This is a genomic window from Vibrio sp. La 4.2.2, from assembly GCF_027586995.1.
Lineage (GTDB): Bacteria > Pseudomonadota > Gammaproteobacteria > Enterobacterales > Vibrionaceae > Vibrio > Vibrio mediterranei.
On the sequence record NZ_JAPPTJ010000002.1, the window covers coordinates 60,391 to 77,244 of the forward strand.

Annotated in this window: 17 protein-coding genes; 8 read left to right on the forward strand and 9 right to left on the reverse strand. The window is 42.4% G+C overall.

The genetic code is table 11. The features are described from left to right. Positions 1–45: 45 nt before the first annotated feature. On the forward strand, positions 46–942 hold the full coding sequence (locus OH456_RS03475) for a LysR substrate-binding domain-containing protein (RefSeq protein ID WP_006069418.1): 897 nt from the start codon (positions 46–48) through the stop codon (positions 940–942). A gap of 83 nt (positions 943–1,025) precedes the next feature. Here the strand turns inward: OH456_RS03475 and OH456_RS03480 are convergent, their stop codons facing one another. The 6 genes from OH456_RS03480 to OH456_RS03505 all read right to left on the reverse strand — a co-directional run bounded on the left by OH456_RS03480 (position 1,026) and on the right by OH456_RS03505 (position 4,308). Further along, on the reverse strand, positions 1,026–1,544 hold the full coding sequence (locus OH456_RS03480) for an MAPEG family protein (protein ID WP_270032802.1): 519 nt from the start codon (positions 1,542–1,544) through the stop codon (positions 1,026–1,028). A 94-nt stretch (positions 1,545–1,638) separates the two neighbouring features. Continuing rightward, a complete protein-coding gene (locus tag OH456_RS03485) occupies positions 1,639–2,634 on the reverse strand; it encodes an HlyD family secretion protein (RefSeq protein WP_006069420.1) in 996 nt (331 codons plus the stop codon). A 4-nt stretch (positions 2,635–2,638) separates the two neighbouring features. After that, complete coding sequence (locus OH456_RS03490) at positions 2,639–2,959, reverse strand: DUF3302 domain-containing protein (RefSeq protein ID WP_038227107.1); 321 nt, start codon at positions 2,957–2,959, stop codon at positions 2,639–2,641. Between the two features lie 10 nt (positions 2,960–2,969). Then, positions 2,970–3,374 carry a glycine zipper family protein gene (locus OH456_RS03495; protein WP_006069422.1) on the reverse strand — a complete coding sequence of 135 codons (405 nt, stop codon included), beginning with the start codon at positions 3,372–3,374 and terminating at the stop codon, positions 2,970–2,972. Positions 3,375–3,600: 226 nt separating this feature from the next. After that, positions 3,601–3,990: a hypothetical protein gene (locus OH456_RS03500; RefSeq protein ID WP_270032803.1), complete on the reverse strand. Its 390-nt coding sequence runs from the start codon at positions 3,988–3,990 to the stop codon at positions 3,601–3,603. Between the two features lie 9 nt (positions 3,991–3,999). Continuing rightward, on the reverse strand, positions 4,000–4,308 hold the full coding sequence (locus OH456_RS03505; protein WP_270032804.1) for a monooxygenase: 309 nt from the start codon (positions 4,306–4,308) through the stop codon (positions 4,000–4,002). A 134-nt stretch (positions 4,309–4,442) separates the two neighbouring features. Here OH456_RS03505 and OH456_RS03510 point away from each other — a divergent pair, with 134 nt between their 5' ends. Next, positions 4,443–5,333 carry a LysR family transcriptional regulator gene (locus OH456_RS03510; protein ID WP_270032805.1) on the forward strand — a complete coding sequence of 297 codons (891 nt, stop codon included), beginning with the start codon at positions 4,443–4,445 and terminating at the stop codon, positions 5,331–5,333. A gap of 71 nt (positions 5,334–5,404) precedes the next feature. Here OH456_RS03510 and OH456_RS03515 read toward each other — a convergent pair whose 3' ends face one another. Then, positions 5,405–6,838 carry a PTS transporter subunit EIIC gene (locus OH456_RS03515; protein ID WP_270032806.1) on the reverse strand — a complete coding sequence of 478 codons (1,434 nt, stop codon included), beginning with the start codon at positions 6,836–6,838 and terminating at the stop codon, positions 5,405–5,407. 264 nt (positions 6,839–7,102) lie between these two features. Between OH456_RS03515 and OH456_RS03520 the strand changes: the two genes are divergently transcribed. Then, positions 7,103–8,302, forward strand: coding sequence for an enolase C-terminal domain-like protein (locus OH456_RS03520; RefSeq protein WP_006069427.1), 1,200 nt, complete (start codon positions 7,103–7,105; stop codon positions 8,300–8,302). 35 nt (positions 8,303–8,337) lie between these two features. On the opposite strand, the gene OH456_RS03525 is transcribed toward OH456_RS03520, so the two are convergent. Together OH456_RS03525 and OH456_RS03530 are read right to left on the reverse strand one after the other, a co-directional pair. Beyond that, entirely contained in the window at positions 8,338–9,051 is a 714-nt protein-coding gene (locus tag OH456_RS03525; RefSeq protein WP_006069428.1) for a GntR family transcriptional regulator, read from the reverse strand. A gap of 189 nt (positions 9,052–9,240) precedes the next feature. Continuing rightward, positions 9,241–10,575, reverse strand: coding sequence for an MFS transporter (locus tag OH456_RS03530; protein WP_270032807.1), 1,335 nt, complete (start codon positions 10,573–10,575; stop codon positions 9,241–9,243). A gap of 271 nt (positions 10,576–10,846) precedes the next feature. Between OH456_RS03530 and OH456_RS03535 the strand changes: the two genes are divergently transcribed. The 5 genes from OH456_RS03535 to OH456_RS03555 all read left to right on the forward strand — a co-directional run bounded on the left by OH456_RS03535 (position 10,847) and on the right by OH456_RS03555 (position 16,792). After that, positions 10,847–11,851, forward strand: coding sequence for a metal-dependent hydrolase (locus tag OH456_RS03535; protein ID WP_252039927.1), 1,005 nt, complete (start codon positions 10,847–10,849; stop codon positions 11,849–11,851). 295 nt (positions 11,852–12,146) lie between these two features. Beyond that, positions 12,147–13,433 carry a nucleoside permease gene (locus tag OH456_RS03540; protein WP_006069431.1) on the forward strand — a complete coding sequence of 429 codons (1,287 nt, stop codon included), beginning with the start codon at positions 12,147–12,149 and terminating at the stop codon, positions 13,431–13,433. Positions 13,434–13,503: 70 nt separating this feature from the next. After that, positions 13,504–14,526, forward strand: a complete 1,023-nt coding sequence (locus OH456_RS03545) for an ADP-ribosylglycohydrolase family protein (protein WP_270032808.1) — start codon at positions 13,504–13,506, stop codon at positions 14,524–14,526. Continuing rightward, positions 14,516–15,469: a PfkB family carbohydrate kinase gene (locus tag OH456_RS03550; protein WP_006069433.1), complete on the forward strand. Its 954-nt coding sequence runs from the start codon at positions 14,516–14,518 to the stop codon at positions 15,467–15,469. The genes OH456_RS03545 and OH456_RS03550 overlap by 11 nt, the downstream gene beginning before the upstream one ends. Before the next feature lie 108 nt (positions 15,470–15,577). Then, on the forward strand, positions 15,578–16,792 hold the full coding sequence (locus tag OH456_RS03555) for an L-lactate MFS transporter (protein ID WP_270032809.1): 1,215 nt from the start codon (positions 15,578–15,580) through the stop codon (positions 16,790–16,792). Positions 16,793–16,854 lie beyond the last annotated feature (62 nt).

Sequence of the window (16,854 nt, forward strand, 5' to 3'; positions counted from 1 at the left end):
GGACTATGTTTAATTTAGGCGAATCAGACAGATAGAGCGGAAATAATGGATCTAAATCTCCTTAAAACCTTTGACGCGGTTATTAAGTCGAAAAGTGTGAACGAAGCGGCCGAAGTTCTCAACATCACTGCTCCAGCGGTCAGTCATGCGCTAAATAGGCTTAGAGATGAATATCAAGACCCGCTATTTATTCGTCAGGGAAGAGGCATCGTACCTACTAATTTTGCTATTGAGCTTCACAACGAGATTCAAGAGCCGCTTAGCCTGTTGCTGAATGGGTCCAAATCACGTCAAGACTTTGATCCTGAGTTAAGCCAACGTACCTTTCGCATTTCTAGCCATAAAGACATCGACCTAATCGTTGTCCCCCCTTTGGTTCGCTATAAAAATGTGCATGCACCGAATGTCACCATACAGGCAGACATTGAACATTTGAATGAGCAAGACCGACACGACGACCTGAGGCGTCGTCGTGTGGACGTAATATTAGCGACGGTGCCATTAGAGGATAGGGGCTACCACAATGAGGTACTCTTTGATCAAGAGTTGGTGGTTACCGTAAGTAAAGATCATCCAAGGATACAAAGTGAATTGACGATGGAGGATTTTCTTAGAGAAAGCCACATTACTTGGAAAACTCAACGTCTTAATACCAATACACTGGACTCTGTAGCGATTGACGTCGCGCTTCCGCCACGACAAGTCGCATATTCCACGGGCTCTGGTGCGACGGCGTTGGTTATGGCTGCACAAACAGATTGGCTTGCTGTCAGTGGTCAATGGCAAGCGGAACAGCTTGCAGAGTCTCTAGGACTAAATGTCTTTCCAATACCATTTGAAACTCAGAAAGTTCCGGTTTACATGACGTGGCATCAGTCCCAAAAAAACGACAAAGGACATGAGTGGTTTCGGCAAGCGATAGTGTCATCGCTTGACCTGTAGACAGTAAAGCGACTTTACAAGATCTCAATTAGATAGCGACCTAACAGCGGTCGCTTTTTGGTGTGAATGCTGACGAAAAGTAGTTAGAAAATGACGGCAGTGAGTAAGGTTAGCAATAACACTGCTGACGAATAAAAGGTTAGTGCGAAGCCAAATGAGCGTGCTGGTGCGCCGTGCTTATAGCCAATTGCAAACAGGATTCGACCTAAAAGGAAAAGAGCTGAGCATATTGGAACCGCAGAAAGCCAAAGGCTGGGCGCCAGTGTACTCCATGCAAAGTAGATGGGTAGTGCTATGACAAGTTGTTCAAGGGTGTTCTGTATGATGCTCTGTAAGATACGTGCTTGTTGTGAGCCTTGAGTGAGGCCACTACCATCAATATCTTCTGCGCTAAAAAAACGATGTTTAGCTAGTCGCCCAATGGATATGAGTAGAAATAACGTTGGTAGAATAAACGAGTAAGACAGAACTTCGAAGCGATTTGTATTGTCATCAAAACTCAATGGGTTTGAATAAATCGCATAGCCTATGGATGCCAATGAAAGGAACAAAGCCAGCCCCATGCCTTTGGCTACGCCTTGCTGTTTGGTTGAAAGTGCCATTAAGTCGCCCTTCTATGTAATTATGAAGGGCTGAAAACAGCCCTCTCTTTGTGATTGAAGTCGTGTTGGGTATATATGTCCCTGAATAATAAAGTTAACCTTCAAATAACCAGTTCTGCCAACTTTGCATTCTTAAAATCACTTTACGGACAATACTGAACATCTCCCATTTAGGTGAATAAACCGCAACATGAGCATCAGTACCTGAAGGTATTGGCATACCTTGCAAAAGTGACGGGTTGTCCAATTCAACTTTTACTAAGATCCTACCGTTATGAGGTATCTGTTCTGGATACTTCATGATGCCAGATGGAGTGATTGCACCTTGAGCAAATATATCGTTTACCTGTACCACATGGGCTTTATACGCGTGACCTGGAATAGTATTAAAGGTCACTTCTGCCGGATAACCAGCTTTAATATAGCGCGCAGGCGCTTGTTTAAACGCAGCAAATAGTTGTTTGTCTTCTTTATGTACGAACGTTAGATTACCTTGAAATGGAACAATACGGCTTTTCATGCCTGGGCGAAGTGCCACTTGAGTTACGTAGCCATCAGTAGGCGCTTTTACAGTAGTTTTCGCTAAGTTAAATTTCGCTAACTCTAACTGAGATTGATATTTGCTTTGGTTGGCTTTTTGTTCCAACAATTGAGTTTCGATATTGTCGATATTCTCTTGCGATGAAAACCCTTTCTTACCGAGTTTCTGGTAACGAACCAATTCCGATTCATAAAATTCAATGGCAGAAGATGTTCGTTGAATGTCGCTTTCTATACGGCTCACTTTATCTTGGAAAGGCGTTTTATCGATTTGATAAAGTGGATCACCAGCTTTCACCTGTTGGTTGCCTTTCACATAGACATCGGTAATTAACCCCTCTACTTGTGATGTGATAGGAGTCGTGACGCTGTATAAACGAGCCATACGAGAAACTGGTTGATACATCGCCATATAGAGAAAGATCCAACCTACGATAAATAACCCAATAACGCTGGCCGTTGTTAGCGTCCATTTATTTTTAGGCACTTTAAAAGCTTTAAATACAATAACGCAAAGTGCTGCGTAACTCAGGATGATGAGCGTTTCCATTTCGTTACTCCTTGATTGATTTTTCAAGAGCATCAATGCGTTCAACTAATGCTTGATATTGTTTATCGGAATGGGCTGAACGAGCCCCTAACCACTGTTGTTTATCACCGTCATACATGGTTGCCCATACCCAAAGCACAGGCCACATAACATGGAGGAAAAACAAACTAATCCAACCAGCAACATGAATCGCATCGGCATGTGGATGATTACGTTTTTTGGCAATCTCATAAGGAATATCGTGCAAAATGATCAATCCATAGATCAGGATTAGAAGCACAACAAACAAAATCGCCAGTGATGCATAATCTAGAGTGAGGTTCATAGTCTCCCCCTTAGTTTAAAACGTTGTAGCCGCGGCCAACCATGCACTGTTTCATGACACTATCAACATCGTGTTGATATTTGGCTTCACTGTATTGTGCTTCAGCACGGTGGTGGAGTAAGCCACCTACCAGACCAACCCCTGCACCAACTTTGGCGCCTTTAGAACCGTGGCCGCCGGCAATGGCTGTACCTGCTGCGCCTAATGCTGCAGTGCGGGCTGTGCTTCCCACAACGTCGCGACCTAAACTATCGACTTGATTGCTTTGAACCTGGGTCGATAGTTGTTGGCATTCGTACATATCAGCGTTGTATTTTTCCATATCGACACCTTTTGTATCGACAATAACGTTAGCGAACGACGTCGCTGAATAGATGGCAGTAAATAAAATGAAAAGGCTGCTTTTGATGTTCATAATGGTCTCTCTAACTGTTTTTTCTAATAGTATTTCTGTCGTTAGAGTTGAACAAATAGCGTTCGTTAATAGTGGATTAAGTGTTATTCAACTAAGAAAAAGGTATTTGATAACATAAGGTTATGTTACATAGTTTAGAGGTGGAGATGATGAGATGATTATATAAATTAGCGTAATGAATTTTGACGCCACCTACGTTTAACAAAGTAGATGGCGCTTTAGGGGACTAATTGTCTACTGTGACGTTTAGTCGTTTGAGCTGAATGTAAGTGATAACACTCAAAACCAAAAAGAACAGTGGATCACTCCATCCCAAGCCAACGAATATTCCTGTGATACCTGCATAGGTCGTAATGACAACACCGAGTAAGTTGGTAATAAGCAACGCTTTGATCAATTGAAACTGGGCATATAAGTCTGACACTCCGCGCATCATAAAGCTAACCGCTGCAATTCCTCCTAAGAAAATGCTCGTATGCTGTGAAAGAAACAATGCATATTGATCATTGATCTGTACTCCGTATACAGGCCACATTATCGAAGGCATAACGAATAAAGCAATGGCAAACAGTGAGTAGATAACACCGTGTATGGTCAGGAATAGTCGAGAATGCATTACGTGCTCCTATACCGGTGTAATCGGGCCATGGTTGATTGCTGTAAGAGGGGTATTAATATCGAAAATAATGCCTCTAACTTCTTCAACACCAAGTTGCTTTAGTCGGGCAGTATGCATGGTTAAGTATGATTGAGCGGTTGTTTCGTCTTGGAACAAGTAAACACCTCCGCCTATACCCATTTCCGCATTTTCTGTCCATATTTTCCAAACCATACCTGGCTCTTGATTAATGGATTGAGCGAGGTCTTTTAGTGTGTTGGCCATGTCATTACCAAACGGTCCTGAAAACGCAAAGTCGACTTGTAGTAGTTTCATGAAGATTCTCCATTAGTTGAATAGGTGAATATGTCCGATTACGTACGGTGATTATTGCTTGCAAAAAACAAACAGAAAAGTTCATAATTTTGCCAACTAATGTCGAAAAAACTGACATTTTAAGTGAGGGCGAGATGAGATTTAGGACGACCTTGGAGCAATGGGTGACGTTGCGCGAAATTGATAGAGCCGGAAGCATTCAAGCTGCAGCGTTGTCATTAAACAAAAGTCACACAACAGTGATTTACGGTATCCGAAAATTAGAGCAACAATTAGGCATTGAGTTGCTTGAAGTGAAAGGACGCAAAGCCGTGTTGACATTAGATGGTCGGGATCTATTGCGTCGCGCAAATACAATGCTTGATCAGGTGAAAGAGTTAGAGCTGTTGAGTGGTCAGTTATCGGCGGGAATGGAACAAGAAATTACGGTGGCCATGGATCACCTATGTGATCCTTCGCTGTTATATGACGCGATGGGTCGCTTCATTACCAACAATAGTGCAACCTCAGTACAGGTCATCGAAACTTCACTCTCCAAGACAGAAGAGGTGGTGAAACAAGAAGTTGCAGATATTGCGATTATCACACTGCCGATCACTAATTATCCCGCAGAAGCTTTTTCTGTCACCACTATGCTACCAGTAGTGTCGAAGTCACACCCATTAGCAACATCGGTTAAAGTGTCGCTTTCAGAGCTAGCAAATGTGACTCAAATTGTTATTCGCGACCTAGGTGAAAGCGCTCTCAGGAAGACAAAGCAAGATGTGGGATGGTTAAAAGGGCAGCAGCGAATTACGGTTGATAACTTTGACCATGCTTTCAAAGCAGTAGAAAGTGGCGTAGGTTTTTGTCGGCTTCCTAGGCATATTATTGAAAGCCGTAATCAAGGACAATTAGTTGTACTTAATGTGACACTGTCAGATCAATATCAGGTGCCACTGCACCTAACCTTACCAAAAGGCGTACGAACGGGCCCTGCGGCATTAGCTATGTATGAAGCGCTTAAACAATTAAGGAAAGCATGATTTGGCTATGTTTAGATAAAGAAAAAGGCTCATAGCATAACTACTATGAGCCTTTTGATTAATAAGTCGTTTTATTTGTCATCAACGTTGACAAACATAAACGTCAACGCAAATGCCAGTGCAAACACACCAATCACGCCAAGAACCGCTTGAATGAAGTTTTGAGTACCGCTTGCTAGGTATGCAGGCAAACTAAATACTGAAGACAAAATGTAGCTCGTTAGATGCGTGTCGATAGTTACTGAGATCGCACCAACAATACCTGCTGCTAGGCTCGCCATGAACAGTGCTTTAGTGTATTTAGTCAACACACCAAAGAGTGCAGGCTCAGTGATACCAAGAATTGCAGTGATACCAGAACCTACGGTAACAGAAGACTGTTCTTTTGAAACGTTCTTACGCTGTTTATACCATACCGCCATCGTAGCACCCGCGATAGCGAGGTTACCCAAGCACATTATTGGCATAAGCAAGTCTTTTCCATACAGCGCGAAGTTATTCAAGCTGATTGGCGTCATGCTGTGGTGAATACCAAATACGATGGTGATTGGGCGAGTTAAACCAAATACAAAGCCAGTCAGTGTTGGAGAGATTTCTAATAGCGAGCTTACCACCCAACCTGCGCCATTACTTAACCATATGCCAGCTGGGGCAACCAGGGACAATACGATAGTTGAAGTGACCGTGAAGGCGAGTAGGGGAGTGAATACTGGCTTGGCGGATGAAGGGACGAATCGATCAACAAATGGTGTCACTTTTGAAAGTACCCAAACCGCTAAGATAGCAGGTACGATTGCGCCGCCATAGTTAAGCAGTTCGATTGGTACCACACCAAGTACAGTCAGCTCCGGAACGCTACCAGCGTCTTTGAGTAACGCCGCTTTTTCTACTAGTTTAGGCGCAAGCATGGCGGAAGAAACTGCCAATGCAATGTATTCGTTCACTTTAAATACTTTAGCGGCAGAAAAAGACACTAACATTGGTAGGAAGAAGAATACAGCGGTAGAAATCGAACGGAAGAAGTACACTGTATCTGAAGATTCTGAAATAACGTTGGTCGCAATTAAACCAGAAAGAAGGCCCATCAACATACCCGCACCAGCAATTGCAGGAACCACAGGGCCAAAAATGCCCGCAACGATACGCATTGCATTTTGGAACAGCTTACCTTTTTCAGCTTCAATCACTGGTTCATCACTGCTTTTGCTAACACCTGATAGCGCGTTGTACCACTTTTCTACATCTACACCGATGACGACTTGAGTCTGACCTTGAGCAAGAACCACCCCTTTGACCCCAGAAATGGCTTCTAGCTGCTCTTTCTTAGCAAGTGTCTCATCTGCTAACTTGAATCGAAGACGAGTCATGCAGTGAGTAATGTTGATGATGTTATCTTGGCCGCCAAGTGCTTGAACCAATATTTGTAGGTTGTCGCTAAAGCTATTCTTGTTACTCGATGCTTGAGCATTCAAGTTCACTTCATTATTAGTTTCAGTAAGTTGCATCTAAGGAGTCCCTATGTGCTTGCGTTATTTGTTGGGGACATAATATCCATCACTCATATTTACCCCAATCGGAAAAACAGAGACTTCCGTCACATTAAGTGCGGCAAATTGTTAATTTTCAGCAAAATTCGTCGATTGGTTCGTTTTTTTTAGCGAATGTTTAGCAATAACGAACCAGTTACTTTTTACCGAAAATTAGCGCTTGAAATAAGGTTTTTTTCGCTGTTATATAGAATAAAACCACTGACATAGAGCTATTACGCCGTGAAAGAAAATATCATATCCAACATTGAATGTATAATTACTAAGCCAGACCGACACAATCTAATTACTGTGATTGTAGAAACCGAGAGCGGCGTAACAGGCTATGGATGTGCGACATTCCAACAGCGTCCACTTGCTGTTAAAACTATGGTTGATGAATATATTAAGCCTTTGTTATTAGGTAAGAATGCGAATAATATTGAAGACCTTTGGCAAATGATGATGGTCAATGCCTATTGGCGTAATGGTCCGGTTATTAATAATGCTATTTCTGGTGTTGATATGGCTCTTTGGGATATTAAAGCCAAATTAGCTAACATGCCGTTACATCAATTATTTGGTGGTAAATCTAGAGATGCCATTCAAGTGTATACACATGCAACGAGTGACACAATGGAAGGGCTTTATGAGCAAGTTGAGCAATTCCTAGAGCAGGGTTATAAACACATTCGTTGCCAATTGGGATTTTATGGCGGTGTACCAGAGAATATGCACACCACAGAAAATCCAACTGAAGGCTCATACTACGACCAAGACCAGTATATGGATAACACATTAGAGATGTTCCGTTTACTGCGTGAAAAGTACGGTCGTAAATTCCACATTCTTCATGATGTACATGAACGGCTATTTCCTAATCAAGCGTTGCAATTTGCCAAGCAAGTTGAACAATATCAACCGTATTTCATTGAAGATATTCTGCCGCCAAATCAAACCGAATGGTTGGATAACCTACGCAGCCAAACCTCGGTATCGCTAGCGTTAGGGGAGCTTTTTAATAACCCTGAAGAGTGGAAGTCAGTCGTTGTTAATCGTCGTATTGATTTCATTCGTTGCCATGTTTCACAGATCGGTGGTATCACTCCTGCTTTGAAATTAGGCCATCTATGCGAAAGCTTCGGTGTTCGTATTGCATGGCACTGTCCGCCAGATATGACACCAATTGGAGCAGCGGTGAATACTCACCTAAATGTGCACCTTCACAACGCGGCAATTCAAGAGCATGTGCATTACAAAGAAAACACAAGAAAAGTGTTCCCTAATGCAGCTGAACCTAGAAATGGTTTTCTTTATGCTTCAGAAGACATAGGCATCGGAGTAGAAATCAACCGTGCTGCGGCACTTGATTTCCCAGTAGAATATCGTCCTCATGAGTGGACTCAAAGCCGACTTCCAGATGGCAGTATTCATACGCCATAAGGTTTAAATACTATTTAATAAATCGACCGCTATAATTAGCGGTCGTTTTGATCTCGATATTGCAAACTCTCATTATTGAATTTTGTGTGATAAGTGCATTGATAATTTATATCAATAACATCGCTAACAATAAAAGCCTCACCTGATGTTAAAAAACCGCGATTAGTAATATTCATAGCAGCGGTGGTACGTTTACATTGTAAAATGTTGGCATCCTCCGTTGATAAGTTAATTGCTTTATAGTTGGTTAGATAACTGTCAATCTTCAAACCTAACGACAACGCATATTTTTGCAGTGAACTCTCAATAATACTGTCGTTCATTTTCGGAAAAAGATGTACCGGAACGATCGTTTCTTCTATCTGTGTGATTTTATTTTGGATTAAACGTAACCTTTTGATATGCCATAAATAGTCATCTTCTCCAATAGTAAAGACTTGCATCTCATGAATAGTCGGTACCCGTTTATTCAATTGCACTTTCTTATAGGAAATTTGCTCGAAGCTGTTTTCCGTAATTGAATTGTAGATTAAGGGAGAGCCGATAATAGAAGTGTTAACATAATAACCAGAACCCGTTTTTGGTTTAACAATGCCAATGGCTTCCAATTTTGACAGGGCTTTTCTGACAGAAAAACGTGATAGTTGGTACTTATCTACAAGCTCTCTCTCAGATGGCAGCTTATAAGTGATAACGTTATTGCAGATCTTACTTATTAAATCTTGTACCAGTTCTTCGTGTTTTTTCATCTTTATCTAATTCGATAAACCAAAATAATAAAGTTAATAATAGCGGTTATGTTGTCTTACTAGCAACACCTTTACGGTTAACAGATAAGCAAACACTCACAAGTCGCAAAACTGGCATTTCTTTCATAAGAGAATGCCAGTTCGTGTCGAGGTTGTAGGCATGGTGGCCTATAGAAAAAGTAGTGTAGGTTATTCAAAAATTGCTTTTTTTCTATCCTTTAAATGAAACCATACACTTATCAAGATAAACAAAAACGCGAAATAGTAGACGAACGAGGAGAGTGAAGCGATAAAGTCGACACCTTGCTCAACTTGCTCTTGGCTGTAGCCTTGAGAAACCAGTTTGTAGTAGTACGCGTATAGCACGCCAATAGAACCATATCCCAAGTTAAACATCAGTCCTTTGAAGCTTAGAACGGTTGCGCGGTTGTGTGATTCAGTTTTTCTATTGAGGTGGTAACTAATAAAGATGTTCATCGTCATGATGATAAAGATCAGTACTAGTGCCGGAATTACGCCGTAAATCGACCAACCTAAACTGATAAAGTAGTAGGTCGCGATAGTCGCTATACCCATGATTACGATGAACTTCTTAGGGGCTAAACTTTCGGCAAATCGACGACTTTGTCCTGCAAAGAGTATCTTAAAAATACTCACGCCAGCGCCAATGAATCCAATGTAGATAATAGGAATGTCGATAGCGCGATAATATTGACTATTCATGGTGAGAAACATGCGTGAGGTGTGCTCGAAAAGACTGTAGTAGAGCAATATGAACAACACATAAGGTGTAGACATAACCCACTTACCGGTACTGAGCGTCAAGTTTAAGCTTGCTAACGTTGTTGCTAGCTTATCGCCGCTTTTGGGCATCGGTTTTTTATCTTCTTGCATATTGATTGCTGCGTAAATGGCGACCATGGCTACGATCAAAGTGGCGTAAACCGGAATACGCATAATGTCTTGAGTGCTCTCTGGTGCTGTCCATCCAAACAATTGGTACACAGACCCCATGACATCGACATCATACATAGCGGCCCCGATCAGCGTAACGAAGATACCCACTGCAGAGGCCACTCGTATTTGAATCTGCAATACATGAGGCCATGCCTCTTCCTTACCTTGTTCTTTCAAGGTGTCGTATGCCAAAGCTTCGTCGGCACCGCTAGCAAGGGCCATAGCTAAGCCACTTAATATCCGGTTAACCAAAAATACCGCGAATACCAAACTCGGATTACCTGTCGGGACAAAGGCTATCATGGCGATCTCAACGAACATGATAATCGAGGATAAGACGACAAGTTTCTTACGACCTAAAGTGTCGGCAAAGGCTCCTGATGGTACTTCCGCAAGAACGATGGTAGCAGCCCAAATCACATTGAGCATTGCAAACTGCGACAGTGTTAACCCGTAATCCAGATAGAGCAGGGTGAAAACAGGATAATAAAAACGCGCAAAATAGCTGCTTCGAAACATTAAGAAGTAGCGCACATTGCGAACTTGGATGATTTCCTTAAGTGTCATGACTTTTTCATTTATTAGACTTATATAAGGTTATGTATAACCCTTTTTGGCCGAGATGGTAAGGTTTCAGCCGAAAAATCATAGGTTTGTTGCAAAGCGATTTAGCTTTGAATATTTAGAGCAGATTAATTATGGTGGCTTCCGCATCAAAAGGACTCTTCTCAGTGTCCTCGTTAGTGACAATAAAATAAAAAACCACTAGTCACTCGATTTTCTAGCTAATCAGCATCTATGCTGTATACATGAGCTGAATGCAATCAATGAGTTAATCATGGATCCATTATCCCAAGGAGTGCTAGGTGCCTCTTTGTCTCAATCATTAAGTAGAAAAAAACAAATAGTCGTTGCTGGTATATTGGGTCTGCTCGCGGGAATGTCCCCTGACTTAGATGTGCTTATTCGTTCGCATGATGATCCTTTGTTGTTCTTAGAGTTTCATCGCCAATTCACACATTCATTGTTTTTCATCCCTATTGGTAGCTTAATTTGTGCGTGGGTGCTACATCCTTTGATTGCGAAAAGACATGGACTTTCCTTTAAACAAAGTTGGCTTTACTGCACGTTAGGTTATAGCACTCATGCATTATTAGACTCTTGCACTAGTTATGGAACTCAATTGTTGTGGCCGTTTACTAATGAGCGTTATGCATGGAGCACGGTCTCGGTCATTGATCCTATCTATACGCTACCTATTTTGATACTGGTCGTTTTGGCAACGTTTAAGCGTAAAACATGGTTAGCCCGATTGGCTTTTTTGTGGGCTGTTATGTACCCAACGATAGGCATGATTCAAAGAGACCGAGCGGAAGCAGCTGGTTGGCAATTGGCTAACGAAAGACAGCATACCCCGATTAAACTAGAGGCCAAGCCGAGCTTTGCTAACATATTACTGTGGAAAGTAGTCTACGAAACCAGCGATCGATATTATGTCGATGCAGTTAGAGTAGGAAGTACAGTGAAAACATACCCTGGACAATCCGTACCTAAACTTGATGTGAATAGAGATTTTCCTTGGCTCGATCCTAACTCACAACAAGCTATCGATATCGAACGCTTTCGATGGTTTTCTAACGGATATGTTGCACAAGATCCTGATGACAAGACACGAGTCATCGACGTTCGATATTCTATAATTCCGAATCAAGTTAAATCACTTTGGAGCATCAAGCTTTCTCCTTCCGCGAACATAAAATCTCACGTTGAATATCATACTCATAGAGACAGCAGTCCTGAGTCCCGCGAAGTGTTCTTTGGTATGTTGTTCGATTCATACTAAGAACATTCAATTGAAGCGCCTAGGTACAGCTCGGAGATTCTAGAGTCTGTCCATGGTCATTCCTATATAGGTAGGAATCTAATAACAGCATTTAGGATAACCTAGTTAGTTTATCAATAAACCTTTCAGTTGCAGTCTGTAGGTTTTCTTGTCACATCACTCCAACTATCATTACAGGATCCTGGAACGTTCGCCCAAGTGACGCTTTGATCACAAAAATACCACCTTGGTATTGTATTGGTATTACTTTGAATAGTACCATTGTTTTGTACCCTACAGTACCTAAGGATTAGAAATGAAAACGACAAACATCAAACTATCTTCAATGATGTTCATTGAATGGTTTATATGGGGCGCATGGTTCGTCCCGTTATGGCAAATACTAAGTACCAACGGTTTTACCCCAACAGAGATTGCATGGTCATACGCTTGTACTGCAATTGCAGCGATCTTATCGCCAATCTTGGTAGGTTCTATCACCGACCGATTTTTCCCAGCGCAGAAAGTACTCTCTGTGATGTTGTTGGCAGGCGCGGTACTCATGTATTTAGCGGCACAACAAACTGAATTCGCCACCTTTTTCCCGCTTTTACTTGGCTATTCACTGACCTACATGCCAACGATTGCACTGACAAACAGCATTGCTTTTTCTAATGTAGAAGATGTCGAACGTGATTTTCCACGCATTCGTGTGATGGGGACGATTGGTTGGATTGCCTCGGGTGTTGCGATTGGCTTTTTGCCTTCTTGGTTAGGTTACGGTGACATTTCTTCAAGCAATATTCCGCTTATTATTACGGCTGCAAGTTCAGCGTTATTAGGCATATTCGCTTTAACTTTGCCTAATACACCGCCAAAGAGTACCGGAAAACTAGACTTAAAAGTCATGCTTGGTCTTGATGCGATGGTGCTATTGAAAGATCGAAACTTCTTGGCGTTCTTTGTATGTTCATTCATGTTTAGTATGCCACTCGCGTTTTATTACATCTTTGCAAACGGCTTCCTAACAGAAGTAGGTATGAGTAACGCAACAGGTTGGATGACGCTGGGTCAGTTCTCTGAAATCTTCTTTATGTTAGCACTACCATTCTTTACTAAACGATTTGGTATTAAAAAGGTATTGCTTCTTGGTCTTGCTACGGCCGCCATCCGTTATGGATTCTTTGTCTACGGCAGCGCAGACACATGGTATCTGTACTCACTATTGTTCTTGGGCATTTTGCTACACGGCGTAAGCTACGACTTCTACTTTGTAACCGCTTATATTTATGTTGATAAGAAAGCGCCAGCACACATGCGTACTGCTGCTCAAGGTTTGATTACGCTAGGTTGTCAGGGTATCGGTAGCTTGCTTGGTTATCGCCTTGGTGGTGTCTTAATGGAAAAAATGTTTGCATACGACACACCACAAAACGGCTTAACGTTTGACTGGGCAGGTATGTGGGGATTTGGTGGTGTCATGATCGCGATCATCCTAGCCATCTTTATGTATTTCTTCCGTGAGCCTAATGGTGAGATAAAACCAATCCAAATGGCTGATCAGCAAGATTCCTCTAGTGCAGAACAAAAAGCACAAGCTTAAATTTCAGCCCTGCCCGATGTGTTTAATTCATGTTGGGCAGGACGTTTAACCCTTTTTTTTGGTAAGTAAGATGACGATTACAAAACAAGACAGAATCCTTGGCACTTTTTATGGTCAAGCACTCGGTGACTCAATGGGGATGCCATCTGAACTTTGGCCTCGCAGTCGAGTAAAAGCCCATTTTGGTTGGATTGACCGTTTTCTTGATGGTCCTGAAGATAACAATGCTGCGTGTTACTTTAAAGCATGTCAATTTACCGATGATACATCAATGGCACTTGCGTTGGCTGACGCAATTATAGAATGTGATGGTCAAATTGTTCCTGAAGTCATCGCTCGTAATGTACTAACGTGGGCAGAAGGATTTGATGCGTTTAATAAAAATATTTTTGGCCCAAGTTCAAAAGCGGCAATGCGCTCGATTAAAGAAGGAGTAGCGATTAGTGAGTTGGAGAACAATGGAGTAACTAATGGCGCTGCGATGCGTGTGTCGCCTATGGGTTGCCTGTTACCAACAAATAACCATGACGACTTCATCGAGCAAGTTGCATTAGCTTCAAGTCCTACTCACAAGTCGGATGTTGCCATTTCAGGAGCTGTCATTATTGCTTGGGCAATATCGAAAGCAATTGAAGGGCACTCTTGGACAGAGATTAAAGATCAACTACCAACGATTGCTCATACTGCACAAACAAAGAATGTCACGACGTTCAGTGCATCTATGGCATCACGTGTCGAACTAGCTCTGCAGGTGGCAGAAGAGAGATGTGGTATCGAAGAGCGAATGGAGAAAATCTATAACCTAGTGGGCGCTGGTGTAAGTACGATTGAGTCTGTACCGGCAGCGATTGCGATGGTTGAACTGGCCGAAACTGATCCAAACCGCTGTGCAATTTTGTGTGCAAACCTAGGTGGTGATACTGATACCATTGGCGCAATGGCAACAGCAATTTGCGGTGCATTGAATGGTATTCAAGCAATTGACGCTGCGCTCAAGCAGCAGTTAGATAATGAAAACCAGCTAAACTTTGAAGAATACGCGTGCAAATTCCTTTCTCTTCGGGAAGCTAAGGAGCAGGGCCATGCCTCATAATGCACTAATTGAATTAATACCGACACTTAACAACAAACGTCAATTATGCTTAATCGGCGCTGCTGTCGTCGACATTGTGACCGAAACCCCTTGCTTACCTGAGCGAGGCGGTGACTTGGAAATGCAAGAAAAGGGCATTCATATTGGTGGTTGTGCGCTTAATATCGCGATTGCAGTTAAACGTCTAGGCCTGCAGTCGACCAATGCTTTACCCATCGGAAGTGGAAAATGGGCAGACTTAATTCGTCACTCAATGGAGGAGAAAGGACTACAAAGCAACCTAACCGATCCAAGTGGAGACAATGGCTGGTGCTTAGCCCTTGTTGAACCAGATGGCGAAAGAACGTTTCTTTCTGTCAGTGGTGTGGAAAACAACTGGAATAGAGAAAATCTAAGTCAGCTATCGATCAATGATGACGCGATTATCTATTTATCTGGTTACCAGCTAGCTTCAGATTGTGGCGTAGAAATTATCAATTGGTTAGAAACGCTACCAAATTCTATTCAATTGTTTATCGATTTTGGTCCGCGTATCGCTGACATCGAACCGGTTTTACTTGAGCGGTTGTTGCTCTTGAAGCCAATCATTTCGCTTAACCGTCAAGAAGCAGAGCACCTAGGGATGAAAGACAGTCAACGCTTTGTGGAACAATGGTATTCACGTTATCACTGCCCGTTGATTTTACGAATTGATAGTGACGGTGCGCTATTTAGCAATGGAGAGTCTCATGGAGTCGTTGCACCATTTGCGGCGCAGGTTGTTGATACGATTGGGGCCGGTGATACTCATGCTGGTGGTGTGCTTGCTGGTTTGAGTTCAGGGTGGGAACTGGCCGATGCTGTCCTTCTCGGTAATGCAGTTGCATCATACGTAGTTAGTCATGAAGGCGGTGACTGTGCTCCAAATGTTGTCAGAATCTCAGATTATCTTCGACAATATTAAAATATTGTAATTATAAAAGGGGCTTAACACTCAGTTAAGCCTCATCACTTTCACCATCAATCTAATCGAAGGTCGTTCGGCTCCGAGCGATGCTCATAAGTAATTATCATGAATAACAAAGCTATAAGGATCCTAGCCATAGGTTGCGGGATTAATCTGTGCATCGGTGTGCTTTATACATGGAGTGTGTTTAAAAATGCCCTTATTGAATTAGGCTGGAGCCACACGCAAGCGTCTTTGCCATATACCATTACTATCGTCACATTATCATTAGCGCTTCTGGTGGCAGGGCGTATTCAAGATCAAATTGGCCCGAAGAAGGTACTGATGCTTGGTACATTAATGGCTGGTGGAGGGATGGCATTATCGAGTCTATCTATTACTCCCATGAACTTATGTTTGAGCTTTGGAATGTTGACAGGTTCCGGTATTGGTTTTTCTTATGCGTGTCTTAATCCGACTGCAATGAAATGGTTTCACGCTTCCAGAAAAGGAATGGTCAATGGCGCGCTGGCTACAGCCTTTGGCTTGGCGGCACTGTATCTTGCACCTCTAACTAGTGTGCTGATTTCTGAACTCGGGTTAGAAGTGAGTTTGCAGATCCTTGGGCTTGGTTTGTTGCTGATTGCGTTTCCTTTGGCGTGCTCTTTCACCAATCCACCTTCAGATTTCAAACCTAAACCTGCAAACATGAAACGTGAATCGAAAGCTAAAGCTCAAAGTACCGACGTGCTATGGCGAGATATGCTATCGACGCGTCCTTTTTATCTACTATGGTTTGCTTATGCATTTGGGGCATCTGCAGGGCTAATGATCATCGCAAACATTACCTCGATCGCATCAGAACAAGGGAACATTATAGATGGTGCATATTTGGTAGTAGCGTTAGCAATTTTCAACTCAGGCGGTCGATTAGCCACTGGCTTATTGAGTGATAAGATCGGTTCGATCAAAACCCTTGCTCTAGCTATGTTACTACAATTAGTAAATATGCTGCTGTTTGCTCAATTTGATTCGTCTTTCACCTTAATTCTTGGTGCAGGTTTAGCCGGTATTGGCTATGGCGCTTTACTTGCAGTTTTCCCTTCTGTTATGGCGGAGCTATATGGGTTGAAAAACTTCGGCACCAACTACGGTATTTTATACACGGCGTGGGGCGTTGGAGGATTTATTGGCCCAGTGCTCGCGGGCTGGTCGGTCGATACATTTGGAACTTACGATCTCGCTTACTCTACGTGCGCTGTTTTAGTTTTTGTTGCTACGATATTGTTGCTTGTGGTCAAACCAAAAGGGGATGCGAAGCTAGTCGTTGCTGTCACGTGAGATAAATAAAAAGTTGAAACTTGCCTGTTTCAGCTTTTTTCGTCGCCCTATCTAATCCTTTC